The sequence below is a fragment of the Reyranella soli genome (genome assembly GCF_007992495.1).
GTDB classification, from domain to species: domain Bacteria; phylum Pseudomonadota; class Alphaproteobacteria; order Reyranellales; family Reyranellaceae; genus Reyranella; species Reyranella soli.
Genome location: NZ_BKAJ01000191.1, coordinates 1 through 2,291 on the forward strand (window position 1 = coordinate 1; position 2,291 = coordinate 2,291).

Consider the following 2,291-nt stretch of genomic DNA (forward strand, 5'->3'; position numbering starts at 1 on the left):
GCCGGAGCGCCGTTGTTCTACGACAAGCCCCTGCACATCGTCCGTGGCGAGGGCACCTACCTGTTCGACGATACCGGCCGCCGTTACGTCGACATGTACAACAACGTGCCCTGCGTCGGACACGCCAACCCGCACGTCGTCGAGGCGATGGCGCGCCAGCAGGCCACGCTGAACGTGCACAGCCGTTACTTGCACGAGGGCATCGTCGTCCTGGCCGAGCGGATCGCGGCCCTGCATGGGCCGGCCATCGAGAGCGTCGTCTTCAGCTGCTCGGGCACCGAGGCCAACGAGGTGGCGCTGCGCATGGCGCGCGGCGCCTCCGGCAAGCAGGGTATCATCTGCACCAACCACACATATCACGGCAACAGCGAGGCGGTCGGCAAGATGACCCGCATCGGAGACGGCCGGAACACCGGCGGCGACGTGCGCGCCATCCCCTTCCCCGAAAAGTTCCGGCCGCTGGTGCCGGGCGCGAGCGAGGCCGACCTCTGCGAGGCGTATCTCGAGCGCCTGCGCAACACGATCCGCAGCTTCGAGGATGACGGCACAGGGTTCGCCGGCCTGATCGTCTGCTCGATCTTCGCCAACGAGGGCCTACCCGACGTGCCGCGCGGGTTCATGACGCGCGCCGCCGAGATCGTGCGCGCAGCCGGCGGCTACGTGATCGCCGACGAGGTCCAGGCGGGCTACTGCCGCACCGGGCGCTGGTGGGGTTATGAGGACTCCGGCTTCACGCCCGACATCGTCGTCACCGGCAAGCCGATGGGCAACGGCCTGCCGCTCGCCGCCACCGCCGCCAGCAAGGCCCTGGTCGACGGCTTCCGGTCTCGCACCCGCTACTTCAACACCTTCGCCTCGAGCCCCCTGCAGGCCGCGGTCGGCATGGCGGTGATCGACGTCATCGAGCGCGATCACCTGCAGGACAACGTCGCGCGCGTCGGCGCGGTCCTCAAGGCCGCGCTCGTCGAGCGCAAGAAGACCTGCGCCGCCATCGGCGACGTGCGCGGCCATGGGCTGTTCATCGGCGTTGAGATGGTCAAGGCCGGCGGCGCTCTCGAGCCCGACTCCGACCGTGCGATCGAGGTCGTCAACAAGCTAAAGGACCGCGGCTTCCTCACCAGCAACGCCGGCGCCTTCCGCAACGTCGTGAAGATCCGGCCACCGCTTGTCTTCGGCCAGCGCGAGGCCGACGAGTTCCTCACCGCCTTCGACACGACGATTGCCGAAATAGATGGCTGACGGCGCCGCGGCGGACATCTTCGCGCCGGCGGCCAACGAGGCCTTGAGGGCGTTTCCCATCGAGCCGGATGGGCTCGAGCTGGTCTCCCACTCGGAGAACATCACCTACCGCGTGGTCGATCGCCGGGACGGCGCCGCCTACGGCTTGCGACTCCATCGGCCCTGGTATCACACGATCGACGAGTTGATCTCCGAGCGCGACTGGATCCGCGCGCTCGACGACGCAGGCATTGCCGTCCAGGCCCCCATGCGCACGCGCGACGGCCAGGAGTACGCGTCTGTGATCATTCCCGCCACCGGCGAGCGGCGCTTCGCAGGGCTGGCGCGCTGGACGACGGGCCGCGTGCTGGCCGAGGTGCTGCGCGAGACGACCGACATCGGCATGGCCGCCCGTCGCTTCGAGCAGCTCGGCGCGCTCACCGCATCGCTTCATGACCAGGCTGCGGCCTGGCAGGCGCCGGCAACGTTCACGCGCCACGCCCTCGACGCCGACGGCCTGATGGGAGACGCGCCGCACTGGGGACCATTCTGGGATCACCGCGGCCTCTCCGAGGGTGAGCGGCGGCTGATGCTCGACACACGCGCACGGCTGCATGCGGCCCTCGCCGGCCTGGACCGCCAGCCGGTCGGCTACAGCCTGATCCATGCCGACATGCATCCCGGGAACGTCCTGGTCGACGGCGATGCGCTGACCGTCATCGATTTCGACGACGCCGGCTGGGGCTGGCACGCCTACGACATCGCCGTGGCCCTGTTCTATCAGCAACGCGGCGCGAACTTCGAGGCGTTCGAACGCGCGTATGTCGCCGGCTACCGGTCGGTGCGCCGGCTTTCGGAGCAGTCGCTCGCGTTGCTGCCGATGTTCCGCCTGATCCGCGGGCTGGCCCAGATCGGCTGGTTTCATCAACGCCCCGAGCTCGACCGGGCGGCTCGCCTCGAGGAAACGAAGGCCATCGTGCTCGACCAGTGCCGTGAGTTCTTGAAGAGCTAGTCGCACTCGGGCACGCCACTCCAGTGGCGCGTCATGCTCTCCTGGACCGCGGGCCTCCAGG

At 68.9% G+C, this 2,291-nt stretch carries 2 protein-coding genes; both read left to right on the forward strand.

The genetic code is table 11. The features are described from left to right. The coding region (locus tag RSO01_RS40440; RefSeq protein WP_218037617.1) for an aspartate aminotransferase family protein at positions 1–1,239 on the forward strand (1,239 nt) is incomplete at its 5' end. Continuing rightward, positions 1,232–2,230: a phosphotransferase enzyme family protein gene (locus tag RSO01_RS40445; RefSeq protein ID WP_147156274.1), complete on the forward strand. Its 999-nt coding sequence runs from the start codon at positions 1,232–1,234 to the stop codon at positions 2,228–2,230. The genes RSO01_RS40440 and RSO01_RS40445, both read left to right, overlap by 8 nt. The last annotated feature ends 61 nt before the right edge of the window (positions 2,231–2,291 follow it).